This window comes from Kitasatospora sp. GAS1066B (genome assembly GCF_041262605.1).
Lineage (GTDB): Bacteria > Actinomycetota > Actinomycetes > Streptomycetales > Streptomycetaceae > Kitasatospora.
On record NZ_JBGCCO010000061.1, the window covers coordinates 1 to 16,153 of the forward strand.

The window sequence follows — 16,153 nt, forward strand, 5'->3', positions numbered from 1 at the left end:
TGCTCATGTTGCTCTTGCCACTCACTACCTGGACTGCTTCCTCCGGGACCCAACCGTCCCAGTATCAAGCTGTCCAGATCAACGGGGGAACTTCACCAGGACCGCGAGACCTCTTGTTTCGTCAGCTTCGCCACCTGCTCCGGGGTGGGCGCCTTGGTCTGTGGTGTGAGGTCTCAGGACTTGCTTGACGCTTCCCGCAGGCCCGCGCGCTCGGCTCCCAGGCGGATGCGCTGCACGGAGGGGATGACGTTGAGCTGGCCGCTGGCGGAGATCACGGTGTCGAACTCCACGGCACCGGCCGAGGGCGCCAGCAGGACCTCTGGGGTCTCGGTGTTCTGAGGCTTGGATGCCGCCGTCGATCGCTGAGTGGCCACGACCTTGACTGGCTCGGGCTGCGGGTTGGGGCGGAAGAGTGTGGCGGGGGTGGCCATGTCCAGCGGCTGGTGGGGCCGTGCGTGGTTGTAGGTGTGGACCCACTCGCTGATGGCGGCCTGGGCGGCGGGCAGGCTGGCGAAGGGCCCGCAGCCGTCCAGCAGTTCACCACGCAGGGTGCGGTGCCAGCGTTCGATCTTCCCGGTGATGGTCGGCGAGTACGGCTTGGTCAGCTTGGTGCTGACTCCGTTCTCCCGGCAGACCCGTTCGAGGAGGACCTCGGCGGGGCGGGGCCGGGTGAAGCGGCCGGTGAACTGCTTGTGGACGCCGACGACACCCGCGACGACACGCGGCCCACCGGCCTGACCCGCGATGATCAGCCCACGGAACGGACCATCAGGAACCGGACACGCCAGCCAACCCCCTCACGCCGGCGCGCGCACGTGAATGATCGAGGCTGGGCACGAAGAACGCAGCGATTTCAGGAGTTCTCCCGTACCCGTGGCACTGGAAAAGCTGGCACCCTACGGCGGGAATGCGATCACGCCACCACTGCCCCGATGCACACAGGACTCTTCCACCATGAGCACACCACGAGAACCGGATCCGATAGCAAGTCCGCTGGCACCGTCGCGCCCTGCTGCCGCCTACATCCTGGACTTCACCAAGGTCCCGATCCACACCTTGATGCAGCAGCAGGAGGAACTGGGCGGGTACCTCCGGGGACAGCTGGACGAACAGTACGAATCAGCCCAAGAAGCGTTGCTCGCGAACCCGGAGAAAATCGGTGAATTCAGTGAGTTGTCCGGTCTGAGCGAGCAATTTCTCCGCACCAAATCGCCAACCGACAGAGACCTCCAGACCGCGCTGTATCATGATTTTCAGAGCAGTGGAGAAGAAAACGTCCTGAAGGCGGGGGCTTGGGATGACGAAACTCTGCGGATCTTCCTGCCCCAGGACTTCGAGGAGATCGTTTCTGAGAACCGTACTTTCGCGGAGGGGATGGTCGGGCTCGCCGGTGCCCACATCCTGGATAAGGGCGGCACGTTCGAGGAGCCGTCCGCATTCCCGGTCCACCACCTCGTCGACGTCATCGACACCCTGGCCACACCCGAGTACCGCGACTATCTTGACCGCACGACCGACGTCAGCCGTGAGGTCTACAGTGCCCAATCCATGCGCGCTGCCCTCGTGTTCGACTTCGACCAGGTCGACCAGATCTTCCCGCGGGAGCGCCAGGAGACCTTGCCCAGGAGATCCGCGACGCCGGCACCCCGCGACAAGCCATGGCGGCCGTATTCCAGGACAGCGACATCGCGATCTTCGGAGAGACGCACGGAGACGAAGACGGCAGCGCGCACCGGTGGCCGGCCCGGCACATGAAAGACCTGAAGGACGCCGGCGTCACAACCGTCTACATGGAGGCCTTCGAGCGCCACGACCAACGGGATCTGGACCGCTACTGCGCCACGGGGCAGATGAGTCGGGCTCTCGAATTCAGACTCAAAATGTTGGACGTACGTCATTTCGAGCAGACCGACGAGCGTCCCTTCACCACCATCGTCAAACAAGCACACGCGCACGGGATGCGCATCCGCTCCGTCGACGAGCGCACCGCTGACGAACAGGTCAACTCCGAGGACCAGGATGGCGAGCTGCGGGTCCGCAACGCCAACCGTGCCTGGTTCAACGCCATCGTGGGTGATCAGGGACGTTTGCCTGGCGAGAAGGCCGTCGTCCTCGCGGGCTCCGCTCACACCCACACCATGCCCCAGAACAAGACGGTCGGCCGCCTCGACGGAAAGCTAAGCCCGAGTCCAGGTGACCGGCTGGGTCCCGGCATACCCGGACTCGCCGAAATGCTCACCCAGCACTACGGAAAACCGGTTCCCTGCGTGAAGGGCCGGCCTTCAAGCCACCCTGACAAAGACCAGATACGGCTCCTGGGAGACAACAGCGGACTGCGCCTCCACGTCGAGAAGCCCGAGCGCCGCGGTCCCCAACCCCAACATGCCCGCATCACCACCCACCAGCAGCACCCACAACACGCAAACCCCGGCACTGCACCAGCCCTAGTAGGCGGGCCAGCGCACAGCACCTTCAGCGGGGTCGAGCAACTAGGCGAACGCGTCACCCAGCTCAACACGAGGAATGATCATGAACAGCAACAAGCCGAGCGAACCAAACCACCCCCACCCATACGACACCCCTCGCCCATGACGGGCCCTCCGACCCACTCGCCAAGGCTGTGATCATCCACTGTCGCCGCTCCGCGTGGAGCCGTGCCGCCGGATGCGCGACTACGTCCGCGTGACCGGCGCCGCCGCCCAGGAGTAGGCACCTCCGGGTACGACGGAGCCCCCGTCGGCCACGGTGGTCGGCGGAGGCTCCGTGCTGGGCTGCTTCGCTGACGTACTGCGAGCGGATATGCAGACCGCTGCGCGGGTCATACGGCCAGCTGACCCATTCGGCGGTGCCCTTGTCCTTCAGGCACCGCTCCCAGTTCGGCCCGTCGAACGGCGCGTACCAGTCCTCCGAGCGGTCGGAGAGGTCCGTGAACGCGTAGTTCGGCGGGAACTGGTCCACGCGCCACTTCGTGCCGCCCCACCGGTTGTTCTTGGACCACCGGAAGGCATCGACCTTCCACACCGGGCTGACGCCCTTCGCCTTCTCGGGGTCCACCTGCGAGTTGAACGCGTCGTGGGCCTTGCGGTCCTCCTCGCTCATCGCGGCCCGCTTGTTGGCCTCGTTCACCGCCGCCTGCTGCTTCTTGGCGAGGACCTCGCTGAGCTTACGGGTGGTGTCGTCGTCCAGCGGCTCGATCAGCTCGGCCAGGCGCTCGGCCGGCAGCAGGGCCAGCCACCACGACCCGCCTGGAGGCGTCATCGCACTCGACGTTATTGTCCAGCCACGCGATACCAGCGGCCGAGGTCGGTGTCTTACCGCCGTAGCCGATCGCCGTGTAGTGCTCGCGGCTCGCGGCCCGGATCGCGTCCATGTCGGCTGCGGTGAGCTTCGCCTCCAAGCCGCGAAGGGCATCGGCGGACAGCACGCGGAGCATGTTATTGCGGTCCGGGCGCGTCACCAGGCGAAGTTCGTCGGCGGTCAGCTCGGCCCAGTTGGCCCACTGCGCCGCCTCCCCCTTGCGGAACGCCTCCCACTCCTCCTCCTGCCACTGGGCAGCTTTCTCCAAGGCTGCCTGGAGGTTGAAGTCCGGGTCGCGGCGGTTGGGGACACTGTCGCTGTCATCGTCGCCGCACTGTCGCCACGGGCGCCACCCGCTCTCTGCACACGTTTTGGCCGCCCATGCACCCGCCCGAAGCACAGGGCCCCTGAGAGCCGGGGGATACTCCCTCTACATGTTGACTACAAGTCACTTCTTCGGCTACGCAAAGGACTTCAGCACATCGAGCGACATCCACCCGATGAAACGCCGCCGCACCGTTGCCAGCCGCCTATCGTGACGGCGCTGCAATCCACCCACCAGCAGCGGTAAGCCCCCTACCCGTCACGGCGGTAGCGGCCAAGCCGCCACTGCCCGCCCCCTGCACCACATCGACGAAAGCAGCACCCCCGGATGAGCCTGACCTCGATGATCGCCGACAAGACCTCACCGCTGAACACTTTCCTGGCAGACGAACTGCCCGGCATCGCGACCCTGCGCGCCTCATACCGCTCGCGCACCCGCCGCCCCCACATCCCCACGCAGCGCCCTGCGCCGCCGACCGGGCAGGCAGCGCCGGACTGGGGAACACTGGGATCCGCTGTGGACCACCGCCTGCGGTTTGCCCTGCGTGCCCTCAACGCGCGTGACCGCTCGGTGGCCGCCGGGATCGAACTGGCCGGCCAGTGGCGCACGGTGCTGCACCGCCTCGGACACGACTTGCTGGCAGAGATCGACCACCTCATCACTACCCACCGCCTGGACGACCGCACCCGCCCCCTCCTGTGTACCCCCGAGGTCGAGGATCGCCTCGCCCGCGCCTGCTACACAGCAGCCCTCTACGAGGAGGTCTACCGCAGCGGGCAGCTCTGGCCCACCACCACACTGGGGCGCGCAGAAGAGGGCCTGACCCTGGAGGACCTGCTCCACCAGGTGCCCAACTATGCCGTCACCGACCTGACCGCCATGACAGGCGCGGCCGAGACCGGACTGGCCACGGTACGCGCGGCCACCACACCCGAACAGGTCGTGCTGGCACCGCTGTTCGCCGGCAGTGCCGACGTCGAGGGCGCCGACGCCGACTGGATCGCCGACCGCACCCTCATCGACGTCAAAGCCACCGCCACGCCCGACGCGCTACCCGGCCGCGAGGTCCAGCAACTCGTCGGCTACCTCCTGCTGGACTACGAAGACACCTACCGCATCGAGCGCCTGGGCTGATACCACACCCGCACCGCCGCCCTCACCACCTGGGACACCGCCGAGTTCCTCACCCTGCCCTGGCACACCACTGACACCCCCTACGTCTGCGGTTTCGACAGCTGCGCCTGACGGCCGATCACCCCCCCAACCCGCAACGAAAACCGCGACAGGATTCCCCATGACCTCGACTGGGCCGACCGACGGGCTCTGTACCCACTTCAGCGTCACGACCCGAAAGCGCTGCCGACGCAACCGAGCGCAATGGCCGCAGGGCTACGACGACCTGCCCGTCGTCCGCGCCTGCCGCAGCCACCTCAACGACGCGGAATGGGCCATGTGCTTGGAAGCCCGGCGACGGCGCGACGAAGAGCCTGCCCGCCGTACCGCCGCAGAACCCGGCCTGCACCTCCCCCCGACCCCCCGAGAGCCGCGCCCTTGTACCGGCCAGTGCACATCCATGGAGCAAGCAGGCCTCAGCACGACTGACAGCGCGTCGATGATCTGTGCCAACTGCGACAGCTACCTGTGCTCGTCATGCGGCCGGATCCCCGTCCCGGAAATCCTCATCGCCTGCGGCTGCGACAGCGAATACGACTGCTACGACCCCTATGAGGACCGCCAGCCGATGCTCCTCGACCAGATCAACCACGGGCCCGACCCGCAGCGCAGGCTCACTCGGCTCGTCCACCAGATCGCCACAGCGACAGGCAGCACCCACCGCGAAGTCAACGCGCGGATCAACCGTGAGATCGGCGTCCCCACGCGCGTTGGCGCCGGCGAGAGCGTGATCCGCGAGGCCTCGGCCGTCGCCGGAGCCTGGTGGTCACGAGTGGAGAACACCACCACAGCGACCGGACGCGGCCCACTCAGCAACGGCTGGGCCGCCCGAGCAGCCGTCGACCTTGCCAGAACGCTCTGGGAGACCCGCTGCCACCGTCCGGCCAACTCCCTCCAGCAAGAGCTGGAGCAGGAGATCGACACCCTCACCATCGGCGGAGGCCGCACCGAGCGAGAGATCCTGATCGAGGCGGTCAACCAGATCTCCTACCTCATCACCCAACTGGTGTCGCGCACAGGGAGCGAGGTAGAGGAAATCCTCACAGATCTTGACATGACCTGCACCGATCGGGACTGACCGCCTGACTGCCCAGGACACCCAACAGGTCACCTCCGGCACACGAACAAGGTGGCACTGACGACAGAGCAGCCACCTGCGCAGGACGACCCCGCGGCCGCAGACCCCGCCCCTCCGCCGGCCTCCTAACCGCGGACGTTACAGGCAGGACCACCTCAGCACCGATGCCCACACCTCAGCCTCGCACTACGCATCGACCGCCCACCCGGCTACGAACCAGCGATCTGACCCCGCCCTGACACCCCCTTCCCGCTGTCACACCCCTGACGCCACCCAACGCCACTCCATGCCGCCCCTACCGCCAATTCCATGTCGCCCAACCGCCCAACCGCCTCGCTCGTACACCATGGCCCGCCCCCTCAACAACACTTCCTTACGCACTTCCTCACGCCGTGCGCGACTTCCATTACGTTTCACGTTACGCACTTGGCGAACGGCCCCGCCCCGCAGGGCCACGCAGTGCCCCGCCGCTGAGGAGGCCATGGATGCCCGCCGATCCCGCACCGCCGACCACACCGCAGCCGGCCAGCGACACACTCACCGCGCCCGCCGCGCCGTCAGTTCCGCCGACCGCCACCGACACCGGAGCCGCGCGTGCGCTGTCAACGGACGTAGTAGGCGTCGACAACGCGCGCAAAACCCTACCCAGCCTCGTCAAAACCGCCCAAGCCGGCGTCAGTACAGTCATCGCCCGGGGCCCGCACACAGCCATCCTCACAGCCCTGAACGCATCCGACGCCGCCACCTACGACATCGCGCAAGTGCCGGTATTCGGGATCGCCGAGGCCCGCGCCAAGCTCGGCGACCTGGTCACGGCAGCCGCCAACGGAACACCACAGGTCCTGCGCCGCCACTCCACCAGAGTCGCCGTACTGCTCCCCACAGCCGCCTTCACCCAGCCCCCCACCGCCCCCCAACCCGCAGCCGGGAAACCGGCCCAGGAGACCACCCCCGCCACCAACACCACACCCGCCCCGGCCACCAGCCCGGCACCCCCAGCACAACCGCACCCCGCCACTCCCGCAACCCCCCACAACTTCCCCACGACTCCGGCCCCCGCCAACGCCGCCTCAGACCCGCTCCCTTCCCCAGCACCCCCTTCCACCGCCAAGACACCACCCCCCACCCCACAGCTGACCAGCCCAACCCCCACGCCCCCCACCGAGCACACCACGCCCAACCCCACACCGGCCACACCAGCCACCACAGACCCCGCACCACCCCGCCGCCCGCTAACCGGACTGGCACAGGCCATACACGACGTCCTAACCCCACCCCCACTCCCCGGCGTGCCAACCGGAATCGCCACCCTGGACGAAGCACTCGGAGGCCTGCAGCCCGGCCGCCTATACCTGGTAGCCGGAGCCCCCGGCGCCGGCACCAGCCTGCTAGTGGCCAGCGCAGCGCGCGCCGTCGCGCTCGACCTCAACCAACCCGTCCTCTACGCCGCATCAGGCCTGACCCGCACCGACATCGCCGCCCGAATCACCGCCGCCCACACCCCCGTCGACTACCGCCGCCTACGCGCGAACACCCTCACCCCAGCCGAACACGATCTAGGGTCCGTTTCAAAAGTGGATCAAGGTTTGCCATGATCCACTCGTGGGGCGTGGAGATCTGACGAATGAGCAATGGGCCAGGCTGGAGCCGCTGCTGCCGACTGGCAAGAAGCCGGGGCGGCCTCCGGTCTGGTCCAAGCGGCAACTGATCAACGGCATACGCTGGCGGACCCGGACAGGTGCGCCCTGGCGCGACGTTCCAGTCCGCTATGGCGAGTGGGAGACGGTCTACGGACTCTTCCGGCGCTGGCAGCGCGATGGCACCTGGACCCGGATCCTCACCCAGCTGCAGGCAGAGGCCGACGCAAAAGGCCTTATCACCTGGGATGTCAGCGTGGACTCCACCATTGCGAGAGCGCACCAGCACGCTGCCGGCGCTCGCAAAAAGGGGAACTGCAGCGGGACAAACCGGGCGGGGTAGTCGTCGAACCTGCCGATCACGCGCTGGGACGCTCGCGCGGCGGACTGACCACGAAGGTGCACCTCGCCGTCGAACAAGGGCAGAAGCCGCTCTCCTTCGTCGTGACCGCCGGGCAGCGACATGACAGCCCTCAGTTCCAGCCGATCCTGGAGCGCATCCGGGTACCCCGCCTGGGCGTCGGCAGACCACGCTGCCGCCCCAGCCGCGTGCGGGCAGACAAGGCCTACGGCTCCCGCGGCAACCGCGAGTACCTGCGTAAACGCGGAATCCGCTGCACGATCCCGGAGAAGGCCGACCAGATCCGCAACCGCACGAAGCTGGGCGCCCGCGGCGGCCGTCCGCCGAAATTCGACAAGGTCGACTACCGCGAGCGCCATGCAGTCGAGTGCGGGATCAACCGCCTGAAACGCCACCGGGCTGTGGCCACGAGGTACGACAAGCTGGCAGTCCGCTACGAGGCCACGGTCACCATCGCGGTCATCAACGAGTGGCTGTGACCAGCCGGCCGCCCTGCGGAAAACGATGTCGCTGGCCCGCATAGTCAGCACTACGGTGGCGGCATGCCGATCAGCGTGAGCGTGCGGACCTACACCGGAGAGACCCTGGCAACCTGCACCCACCCGGCGATCGGGGATCTGTGCCAGCAAGCCGAGAGCTTGGCTTTGCCGCTGCTCGGCTACGTCGACGCCTACGACGACACCTGGTTCAACAAGTCACAGATGCGGCTCCTGGTCCCTGAGCTGCGGGCACTGATCGACAGCGCCTCAGCCCCTGAAGCCGAGGCAGCAGCAGAAGTGCTTGCTCTGGCCGAGCAGCTTGAGCACAAGCCGCACCGCTACCTCATCTTCGTTGGCGACTGAAGATCACTTCTGAAACACGGCCTAGTAGCCGCCACCAAACACCGCCTGTCCAACGCCCCCCTACACATCGACGACGGCACCGGCCTGGACACCCAGGCGATCGCCGACACCATCCCCTACATCGAGCACCTGGCCCTGGTAGTGGTCGACCGCCTGCAAACCGCCGCAGACGCCAACCTGCCACTCTCCGGTCCGCGCATCACCACCGCGATCCAGGACCTGGTCCAACTCGCGCGCCACCACAAACTTCCCATCCTCGCCGCCCTGGACACCGCCGAGACCACCACCATCCACGCCCTCGGCGCAGACGTCACCCTCACCATCACCCGCACAGACAACAACGCCGAACTCACAATCACCGAACGGGACTTCGACCCCCTAGTCACGATCCCACTGTGCGCTGACTTCGCCCACGCCCGCATCACCGACCCGCCCGAACCCACCGAATCCTTCAACTGCTCCGTCCCGGCTGATTTGAAAGATCTTGTTGATTGATCATGTGTTGACCATTGGACTTGCAGAATCTGGGACTTCAGATCTTGGCTGTCTGACCTGCGGCTTTGCTGCCGTGATTGACTCTTCATGGCCTGCAGCCTGTGGCTTTGCAGAATCTGGGACTTCTGTTCAGTTCAGTTGCGAAAACCGGCAGATATGAGGATGGGATCGCCTCAACGCTGTTGATCTTGAAGGCAGGACGATCACCTGGATCCCTTCTCATGTCGGCTGCTGGTGTGCTTGTCCTCGGGCTGCCGTTGGTTCGGCTGACTCGGCTCGGGTGCTCGCAGGGGGCTGGTTCAGCCCATGGTGAACGGCTTGCCGTCGAGGGTGAGGATCTTCGGGTCGGTGCCCAGGCCTGTCAGGAGGAGTACTTGGGGGCTGCTGACGCCGTGTGCTGCGTCGCCTTGGAGTTGCTTGTCGATGGCGTCGATGGTCGCCTGCTTCCAGGCGTTCTTGGGGGTGGCCAGGACCAGGTGCGTCGCGCCGAGTGTGCGGCATCCGTTCAGGAGCTTGTTGAGTTCGGTGAGGGTCGCTTTCGCGGAGTCGGCGAGGTAGTCGCTCTTCTTGGACTCGCCCAGGAAGAGTCCCTCGACGGTCGCCGCGGCGAAGTCGAACTCCACGACGGCTTTGCCGTTTTGGACCAGCTCGAACTCCTCGGTGACCGGGCAGGCGCCGGCCCATGCCTTGGAACGGAGGAACTGGGTGGCGAGCAGGCCGTAGTTGCCGTCGTCGGCGATCAACTCGGTGATCGCCGGATGCAGTTCGTAGAACCAGGTGGGCTCGTTGCGGACCGGCTTCCACCGCGGTTGCTCCAGCGTGTTGCTGCTGCCGCAGCGCCGGTAGGTGTACTGCTGCGCCACTTCGGCGATGGGGTGGAACTCGACCCGGGCGGCACGGCCCGGGTGGGCGCACTACGAGCCCCGGGCCCAGCATCCTCTTCGCTGGGACTGGGTCGGCGATACCCCCTGATCCCCGGCCGCCCGGTCTGGCGCTACGGGGTAAAACCATGCGTGCCGGGGCCGAGTTCAGGAGGAGGATGGGCGCTCCCGGGCGCGCCTCGGACGGGGCGAGGGCGCCCATCCTGATGAGCGCGCTGGAGATGGTGTTGAGCAGCCTGCTGGATCCCCTGGACGAACCGCAGTCCCTTCTGGTCAACACGATCTGGAGGCAGTTCGAGCACGGCAAGCGATTCCCGGTCTATTCCTACGTCGGGTACGTCATGGGCAATGCCGGTCACAATGCCGCAGCCGTGCTGCACAGCTTCCCGACCGTCGGGCGCCATCTGACGGCCACCGGGTACGGCGCTGTCGGTTGGCACCACCAGGGGACGCGGATTCCGCCCGAAGCCGAGGTGTGGCTGACCGTCGCTGGTCTTCACCACGTCCACGAGGACGTATCGGTAGGGGTCACCCGCGCGTTGCTCGCCTACATGCGCGCCCTGACGAAGGCGCAGGAGGAGATCCTCCGGCACCCCTTCGAGGTGCTCAACCTCAACATGAACCTCACCGAAGCCGTCCAGCGCAGCGGCGACGACGGCGGCACCTTCTACGTACCCTGGGCCACTGCCGTGGCCGAACACGAGTGGCCGGGCCTCAGCTTCTCCCGCGCGGCCGCCACGGACACCGGCAACGGCGCCCTGGGCTACCTCACCGCGGCCGACTTCCACACCACCGACGCCTACCTTGCGGCCGTCGCCGCTGCCCTCACCCAGCCCGAACCGCTGGCCACCCTGCCGTACGGGGAGCCCCGGGCTCTGCTGCGCGCGGCCAACTTCTTGGACGTCACCTACGAACTGGTCGCCGGTGCCTCCCTGGTGGAGCGACCGCCGATGGACCGCTCTAGCCTGCTCGCCCTGCCCGTGGCCAGCGAGGCCGACTTCCACGCTGGCGTGACCGTCCTGGCCGAGCTCCTCGGGAAGCTCAAGGTGCCCGGCAAGAACCCCTCGCACGCCCTTGGCCGACTCGAACAGCACCTGGTCGACACGCTCCCCGCCATCGACCGGGCCGTCGTCCACGACGCCGTGCACACCCTGGACCAGATCCGCCTCCTGCGGAACTCCACCATTCACACGAAGCCAGCGCCCGACCTGCTCCAGGCACATGAGGACCTCGGCCTCACGTTCCCCATCAACGACTTCGCCACCGCCTGGGACAGCGTGCGGGCGCATGCCGAGCAGGCCTTCGCCATCCTCCAGGAAGCGATCCAGGCCGCTCGAACCTAGTGCAGCGCCGCGTTAATTCGTTGAGGGGCAAGTTGCCTTGAGCGGGGAGCCGTCGTACGTCCATCGGTAGGGCTTGGCGGTCTCGTTGTGCAGAATCGTGAAAGCTTCGATCTTGTCAATGAGGTCGCTGCGGCTGGGGAAGTCGCCGTAGCGCAGCACGCGTTTGGTCAGGGTGGAGAACCAGATCTCGATCATGTTGAGCCAGGAGGCATGCGGCGGCGTCCGGTGGAGATGCCAGCGCGGATGGGCCTGGAACCAGGCTTTCGTGTGTTTCGCGGTATGACTTGAGCCGTTCTCGAGCACGAGATGGATCTCTTTGGCCGGGTCGATGGCCGCGTCGAGCCTGCCGAGGAACTCGACGAAGGTCACCGCGTTGTTGCGGGCTATCGGCTGGGTGATGACCTGGCCGGTGTCGACGTCCATCGCGGCGATGATCGAGACGGTGCCGTGGCGGACGTACTCGAACTCCTGGCGTGCGGCCCGGCCCACGGCGGCGCTCTGGCCGGCGTATTTGCGGGATTTGGCCTGGACGGAGGTCTTCTCGTCGATCGAGATTTGCATGGTGCCAGGCGGAGGCGCCAGGTACAAGCCGCACACGTCGATGGCCCGCTCCCAAAACGCGGGGTCGTCGCGGCGAGTGAGCCAGCCGCGGACCCGATGCGGGCGGATGTCCAGGTCGTTCAGGATCCGCCCGACCTGAGAGCTGGAGATCCCGAGGTCCGCCAGACGCCCGGCGATCCGCCGGTGGGACCAGGTCGACTCCGGGTATGGCGGCGCACTGGTGGCTGTGGCCACGATCTGGACGCGCGCTTGGGGCCCATAGAGCTTCGGGCGCCCCGGGCGGTGAGCGTCACCCAGCCCCGGCAGCCCGTGGAGCGCGAAACGGCCACGCCACTTGCGCACCGTGTTCACGCTGGTGGCGCAGGCAACAGCGATCTGGCCGTTCGTCAGTTCCTCCGCCGCGCCCAGCACGATCCTGGCCCGTAGTACCTGCCGGACCTGCCCGGATGCGGACGCGGCGGTCCGCTCCAACCACCTGCGGGTGGCCTCGTCCAACACCACGGCCACCGCCGTCGCCCGCCCCATCCCCATCCCTCGCTTGTCCTCCTCTTACTGGTAGGCCGGTTCGTCTTGCTGTGTCGGTTCGCCGGCGGGCGCGGTGGCCTGGCCCGATGCCGAGCGGAGGAGGACAGCTACGAGCACAGCTGCGGTGGCCATGGCCGCGCCGCCGCAGCGCAGTGCCAGATGGAGCCCTTCGATGAACGCGGTGTTCACGGCGTCATGGACGGGTGCGGGCAGGACTAGGGTTCTGTCTGCTCCCGTGCCGGCGACCGAGTCGGCGATGTTGTGGCGGGTGCCGGGGGGAACGTCGAGCCGATCGAGCGATCCGGTCAATGTGGCGGCCAGGCGGCTCGTGAGGACGGCTCCCAGGGCTGCGACGCCGACGACACCGCCGATCTCGCGCAGCATGTTGAGGGTCGCAGAGGCCATACCTGCCTGGGTGAGAGGGACGCGCTGCATGACCATGATGGACACCGGCGTGAAGGTCATCCCCATGCCGATTCCCATCGTGAGCAACACCCACAGGTATTGCGGGTAGCGGGCGTGCTCACCGTAGAAGGAGAGACCGCCGAGAGCCACGGCACACAGGGCCAGGCCGGTCACCAAAAGAATCCGGGGACCGTAGCGCGCGGTGAGTGTGCCGGAGAGCGGCGCGGCGACAACGATCACCGCGGTCATGGGCAGCCCCGCCACCCCCGCGTTCGACGGTGCCCAGCCCAACACATCCTGCATGAGCAACGGCAGGAAGAACGACGCACCGAAGACGCCGAAGCTGACCATGAATCCGCTCAACGCGGCCCCGCTGAGCACCGGGTCCCGGAAGAAGCTCAGGTCGAGCATGGGGTCCGTGGTGCGGAGCTCGACCGCGACGAAGGCCAGCAAGGCTACTGCCGCCGCCGCTGCGAAGGCCAGGACGCGGGTGTCGGTCCAGCCGCGGGCCGGTCCTTCGATGAGTGCGTAGACCAGGGCGCCGAAGCCCAGTGCAGAGAGCAACTGGCCGGGAAGGTCCACTCGCCGGGCCTGGCCTGCGAACTCCGGGAGTACCCGGGCGGCAAGCAGCAGCCCTGCCGCTCCGATCGGAACGTTGATCCAGAACACGCTGGCCCATCCGAACGCGTCCACCATCGGCCCGCCCAGGACCGGGCCGATCGCCAGGCCCACGGCGGAGACGCCGGACCAGAGCCCGACAGCCCGGGCCCGCTCCTTCTCGTCGGTGAAGACGTGCCGCAGAATCGACAGACTGCCCGGCGTGAGCAGTGCCGCGCCGAGTCCTTGCAGCATCCGTGCGGCGATCAGCAGGCCGATCGACCCGGACAGTGCCGCCGCCGCCGATCCTGCCGTGAACAGCGCCAGTCCGCTAAGGAAGATCCGTTTGCGGCCGTACCGGTCGCCGAGTGTGCCGCCGGTGAGCAGGAGGGCGGCGTAAACCAGGCTGTAGCCCTCGACCACCCACTGGAGTCCGCTGACACCGGCGTGCAGCTGTTGCCCGATGCGGGGCAGGGCGTTGTTGACGATGATGTTGTCGAGCATCGCCATGAACATCGTGGCGCACAATGCGGCAAGCACGAGCCCCTTGCGCCTGGACGTGAACTCCCCCATCACTCTCCCTAACGGTGTTAGTTGATCGTCCTGCATCGCCAGAATCCATCTAACGGTGTTAGATTGCAAACTGGTTTTCTTTGGACGGAGGTGGCCGGTGGCAGACGACAGCGCAGCCGAGAGCCCTGCGCAGCCGGGACTGACCCGTCAGACGCTCGTCGCAGCGGCTCTGCGGGTGCTGGAACGCGAGGGCATTGCCGGGCTGTCGATGCGCAAGGTCGCCGCCGAACTGGGGGTGAGAGCAGCCTCCCTGTACTGGCACGTCCCCAACAAGGAACAACTGCTGGACCTGCTCACCGACGAGCTCATGGCTGATGCCGAGCCGCCGCCCAGGCGGGGTGACTGGCGGGAGCAGCTCCGCGAGTACTCGCTGCGCTACCGACGGCACCTGCTGGCCAAACGCGACTCCGCCAAGGTAGTCGCAGGGCGGCTCGCACTCGGCCCGAACCTGCTGCGTCTCATGGAGGAGCAATTGGACCGGCTGCGGGAAGCCGGATTCTCCGACGCCGATGCCGCCCTGGCCAACTACCTTCTCGGTGCCTTCGTCCAGGGCTTCGTGCTCCAGGAACAGGCGCCCATCTCCGCATCCGAGACCGAGGGCGCCAGCCGTTCCGAGGTAGCCCAGGTGGCGGCCGACCGACTGCGCGGACTGCCGGAAGCGACCTTCCCGAACCTCGTCGCCCTGGCCGACGACCTCACCGCCCCGTCCATGGAGGACCGCTTCGCCTTCGGCCTCGAACGTCTCCTCGATGGTCTGGCAGCCCTGCTCGCCGAGAACCACGCACACCCGACAGCTGAACCCGTCCCCCCTGAAAGGAAGCCCCCGACACGTGAGTGACCGCACCTACCGCGTCATCGTCCGCGGCACGTTCGCCAACCTCGACGAGGCTCAACGTGCCGCACTCATCGAGATCGCCGCCGAACACGACATCCTCAATGCCACGTTGACCGACGAGGGAACCCTCATCTACGAGGTGCCGCCACGCAACTTCACGTTCCGCTGCGTCGTCCGGCAACCCGCCGACGCCGATGACGCCGCGGCGGTCCAACGGGCCTGCGACAGGGCAGCTGCCGACCTGGCCAACCGCGGAATCCGCCACAGCACGCTGCGCGGCACCGCCACCAGCCTCGGCGACATGAAAATCCGGCGCCCCCGACGCTGACCGACCTCTGTCTCATCCTCTCGCGGTCACGGCTCGCCACCCGGTCAGAGTTGTGATCTGGCAGGCGGTGATCACGACAGGAGTCGGATGCGGGGCAGCGCGGTTTGCGTGCCAAAGAGTCCTGCGGGACGATGCAGCACCATCTGCGTGTGCGTCGAGCCGCGACCCCCACGAGGACAACATGCTGCCTCGCCACCACAACGGCCGCCTGTACTTCGACCCGGCCGCCTGACTCACCGACACCTCAACGAATTAACGCGGCGCTGCACTAGACGGCGGCGCACAGCCGCGCGGCGAACCGGTGGCCACCATCCCAGGGATGGTGGCCACCGGCATGTCCGTGCCTGCTGTGGCTCGCGGTCCTGGCCCGACGGGAGATCTTGACCGTTTGCCGGGCGGGTTTGACGGGCCGCCACAGCCCCCACGCCCACTACGGCGCCAGGCCTGCCAGACAGTCGGAGGCTGTGAGTACCATATGCGGTCATGAGTGAGATGTTTGTGCGATCAAAAATGTTGCCTTTAGGGCGGTGCTCTGTGCTACCTTCCTGGATAGGAGGTATGTGATGTCTGAGATTTTCGCGGCGGTGGATGCACTGCTGGCCAAGGCCAGGGACGGCGGTGACCTGCCGGAACCGGTTGAGCGGGAGCGGTTGCGCAAGGCCGCCGGCTTGACCCAGGTCGAGGTGGCCGAGGCTCTGGGGACCCGGCGGGAGACGTTCGCGAAGTGGGAGGCTGGCACCGCCCAGCCGCGGGCCCCCAAGCGCGGTGCGTATGCCTTCCTGCTTGCGGGCCTGGCCGACATCCATGGCACGCAGGGCTCGGATGGTTGGCTCACCCTCGCCCGCCAGGCCCGCCCCCTCGACACCGCCGCCGACGCCACGGAAGGGGAGTGACGCC

At 67.2% G+C, this 16,153-nt stretch carries 17 protein-coding genes and 2 pseudogenes; 13 read left to right on the plus strand and 6 right to left on the minus strand.

Annotation, left to right across the window (positions count from 1 at the left end):
• Positions 1-395 precede the first annotated feature (395 nt).
• Positions 396-692: pseudogene (locus ABH937_RS36940) on the minus strand (integrase core domain-containing protein); the annotation flags it as partial.
• Between the two features lie 181 nt (positions 693-873).
• On the opposite strand from ABH937_RS36940, the gene ABH937_RS36945 reads away from it, so the two are divergent.
• The gene (locus ABH937_RS36945; protein WP_280694904.1) at positions 874-1,755 is read left to right on the plus strand and encodes a hypothetical protein; all 882 of its coding nucleotides are present in this window, start codon (positions 874-876) and stop codon (positions 1,753-1,755) included.
• Entirely contained in the window at positions 1,659-2,624 is a 966-nt protein-coding gene (locus ABH937_RS36950) for a ChaN family lipoprotein (RefSeq protein WP_370220760.1), read from the plus strand. Before ABH937_RS36945 ends, ABH937_RS36950 begins: the two co-directional genes overlap by 97 nt.
• Here ABH937_RS36950 and ABH937_RS36955 read toward each other — a convergent pair.
• On the minus strand, positions 2,512-3,258 hold the full coding sequence (locus ABH937_RS36955) for a hypothetical protein (RefSeq protein WP_370147052.1): 747 nt from the start codon (positions 3,256-3,258) through the stop codon (positions 2,512-2,514). The two genes, ABH937_RS36950 and ABH937_RS36955, sit on opposite strands and share 113 nt — an antisense overlap.
• Entirely contained in the window at positions 3,164-3,565 is a 402-nt protein-coding gene (locus ABH937_RS36960; protein ID WP_280694902.1) for a hypothetical protein, read from the minus strand. The genes ABH937_RS36955 and ABH937_RS36960 overlap by 95 nt, the downstream gene beginning before the upstream one ends.
• Positions 3,566-3,964: 399 nt before the next feature.
• Here ABH937_RS36960 and ABH937_RS36965 point away from each other — a divergent pair, with 399 nt between their 5' ends.
• The 7 genes and pseudogenes from ABH937_RS36965 (at position 3,965) to ABH937_RS36995 (ending at position 9,208) form a co-directional block, all read left to right on the plus strand.
• Positions 3,965-4,756 (plus strand): hypothetical protein, encoded by a 792-nt coding sequence (locus ABH937_RS36965; RefSeq protein ID WP_370220761.1) that lies wholly within the window; start codon positions 3,965-3,967, stop codon positions 4,754-4,756.
• A gap of 160 nt (positions 4,757-4,916) precedes the next feature.
• Complete coding sequence (locus tag ABH937_RS36970; RefSeq protein ID WP_280694900.1) at positions 4,917-5,873, plus strand: hypothetical protein; 957 nt, start codon at positions 4,917-4,919, stop codon at positions 5,871-5,873.
• 485 nt (positions 5,874-6,358) lie between these two features.
• Positions 6,359-6,748: pseudogene (locus tag ABH937_RS36975) on the plus strand (type II toxin-antitoxin system prevent-host-death family antitoxin); the annotation flags it as partial.
• A 414-nt stretch (positions 6,749-7,162) separates the two neighbouring features.
• Positions 7,163-7,468, plus strand: a complete 306-nt coding sequence (locus ABH937_RS36980; RefSeq protein WP_280694899.1) for a DnaB-like helicase C-terminal domain-containing protein — start codon at positions 7,163-7,165, stop codon at positions 7,466-7,468.
• A gap of 7 nt (positions 7,469-7,475) precedes the next feature.
• Positions 7,476-8,350 (plus strand): IS5 family transposase gene (locus tag ABH937_RS36985; RefSeq protein ID WP_370220762.1). Its coding sequence is split into 2 segments (ribosomal slippage): positions 7,476-7,820 and positions 7,823-8,350, totalling 873 coding nucleotides; the frame shifts between segments, so codons are not numbered across the junction.
• Between the two features lie 63 nt (positions 8,351-8,413).
• The gene (locus ABH937_RS36990; protein ID WP_280694897.1) at positions 8,414-8,713 is read left to right on the plus strand and encodes a hypothetical protein; all 300 of its coding nucleotides are present in this window, start codon (positions 8,414-8,416) and stop codon (positions 8,711-8,713) included.
• A gap of 141 nt (positions 8,714-8,854) precedes the next feature.
• Positions 8,855-9,208, plus strand: a complete 354-nt coding sequence (locus ABH937_RS36995; RefSeq protein WP_280694896.1) for a hypothetical protein — start codon at positions 8,855-8,857, stop codon at positions 9,206-9,208.
• A 299-nt stretch (positions 9,209-9,507) separates the two neighbouring features.
• On the opposite strand, the gene ABH937_RS37000 is transcribed toward ABH937_RS36995, so the two are convergent.
• A complete protein-coding gene (locus tag ABH937_RS37000) occupies positions 9,508-10,071 on the minus strand; it encodes a hypothetical protein (RefSeq protein ID WP_280694895.1) in 564 nt (187 codons plus the stop codon).
• Between the two features lie 176 nt (positions 10,072-10,247).
• On the opposite strand from ABH937_RS37000, the gene ABH937_RS37005 reads away from it, so the two are divergent.
• The gene (locus ABH937_RS37005; RefSeq protein ID WP_280694894.1) at positions 10,248-11,432 is read left to right on the plus strand and encodes a hypothetical protein; all 1,185 of its coding nucleotides are present in this window, start codon (positions 10,248-10,250) and stop codon (positions 11,430-11,432) included.
• 12 nt (positions 11,433-11,444) lie between these two features.
• Here ABH937_RS37005 and ABH937_RS37010 read toward each other — a convergent pair whose 3' ends face one another.
• Positions 11,445-12,488, minus strand: a complete 1,044-nt coding sequence (locus ABH937_RS37010) for an IS630 family transposase (RefSeq protein ID WP_280694893.1) — start codon at positions 12,486-12,488, stop codon at positions 11,445-11,447.
• Positions 12,489-12,542: 54 nt separating this feature from the next.
• A complete protein-coding gene (locus tag ABH937_RS37015; RefSeq protein WP_280694892.1) occupies positions 12,543-14,093 on the minus strand; it encodes an MFS transporter in 1,551 nt (516 codons plus the stop codon).
• Between the two features lie 97 nt (positions 14,094-14,190).
• Between ABH937_RS37015 and ABH937_RS37020 the strand changes: the two genes are divergently transcribed.
• The 3 genes from ABH937_RS37020 (at position 14,191) to ABH937_RS37030 (ending at position 16,149) form a co-directional block, all read left to right on the plus strand.
• Positions 14,191-14,931: a TetR/AcrR family transcriptional regulator C-terminal domain-containing protein gene (locus ABH937_RS37020; RefSeq protein ID WP_370220763.1), complete on the plus strand. Its 741-nt coding sequence runs from the start codon at positions 14,191-14,193 to the stop codon at positions 14,929-14,931.
• Entirely contained in the window at positions 14,924-15,256 is a 333-nt protein-coding gene (locus ABH937_RS37025; protein WP_370220764.1) for a DUF6204 family protein, read from the plus strand. The genes ABH937_RS37020 and ABH937_RS37025 overlap by 8 nt, the downstream gene beginning before the upstream one ends.
• A 563-nt stretch (positions 15,257-15,819) precedes the next feature.
• The gene (locus ABH937_RS37030) at positions 15,820-16,149 is read left to right on the plus strand and encodes a helix-turn-helix transcriptional regulator (RefSeq protein ID WP_280694890.1); all 330 of its coding nucleotides are present in this window, start codon (positions 15,820-15,822) and stop codon (positions 16,147-16,149) included.
• Positions 16,150-16,153 lie beyond the last annotated feature (4 nt).